General features: G+C 35.7%; 1 protein-coding gene. It reads left to right on the top strand.

Going from position 1 to position 1,083, the window contains the following annotated elements; genetic code table 11:
- Positions 1–404 precede the first annotated feature (404 nt).
- Positions 405–1,083 (top strand): glycosyltransferase family 2 protein (locus DWA30_RS02840; protein WP_136073144.1); only part of this gene is annotated, 679 nt, incomplete at its 3' end.

The raw sequence follows: 1,083 nt of genomic DNA on the forward strand, positions 1-1,083 counted from the left end.
AAACATGTCAGAATCTCTTAATGCATTTTTGGGCAACAACCTTAAATGGCGAATGCCAGCAGGCGAAATTGGAAAACGCCAGCAAATGCTTCAAGGTCGATAGAAACAGATAGCCGCTCATTATGAGCGGTTTTTTTTCTTTCAAGGCCTTTAAAAAAAATGAAAATATGGTATATTCATATACATATTAAGGAAGGGGTATTTTTTATACACCTTTTTATGGAGGCTCACCATGTACGTCTGCGTCAGGATAAAATTTTTTCTGTGTGTTTTCTTTGCTATCTTATGGGCTTCTTTTTCTTATTTTGTTGCCAAACCTTGGATTGAAAGTTTATCTTTGGATATACCAGAAACATTGGCTTACGTTATTATTTTTGGAATAGCCATTATTCCCGGATTCATGAATGCTTTTCTGGTTTCCAGTCTTTTACTCGATAAACGTCCTGCCTACAAAAAAAAAATTACAATTTGAAAATGACGCACCTCCTGTTTCTGTCATTATAGCTGCTTATAATGAAGAAGAATCCATTATGACAACTCTCCAATCCATTGACAAACAGGATTATCCGGGAGAAATTCAAGTTATTGTCGTTAATGATGGTTCGAATGACAACACTAAAAAAATCCTTGATATTGCAGGCTATGACTGGCTGGAAGTTATTCATCTCGATAAAAATTCTGGAAAGTCTTACGCTCTTAACACTGCTCTTGATGTTTCAAAACATGATCTTGTTGTCTCGTTGGATGCAGATTCTTACCTATATCATGATGCCTTATCTCATCTTGTTTTAAGATTGCTTAATGACCCTGATAACACTGCTTCTGTTGCTGGGGCTGTTCTTGTTCGAAACTCACGTAAAAATCTTATTACAAAAATGCAGGAATGGGATTATTTTCATGGAATCGCCTCTATAAAAAGACTTCAATCATTATTTCAGGGAACTCTTGTTGCACAAGGTGCCTTTTCTATTTATAAAAAAGAAGTTTTGAAAGACATAGGTGGATGGAAACATGTGGTTGGAGAAGATATTGTTTTAACTTGGGATATATTAGATAAAGGGTACCGAGTCGGTTTTGCAGAAG

Origin of the sequence: Candidatus Ulvibacter alkanivorans, assembly GCF_003333325.1 — a bacterium.
Lineage (GTDB): Bacteria > Bacteroidota > Bacteroidia > Flavobacteriales > Flavobacteriaceae > Ulvibacter_A > Ulvibacter_A alkanivorans.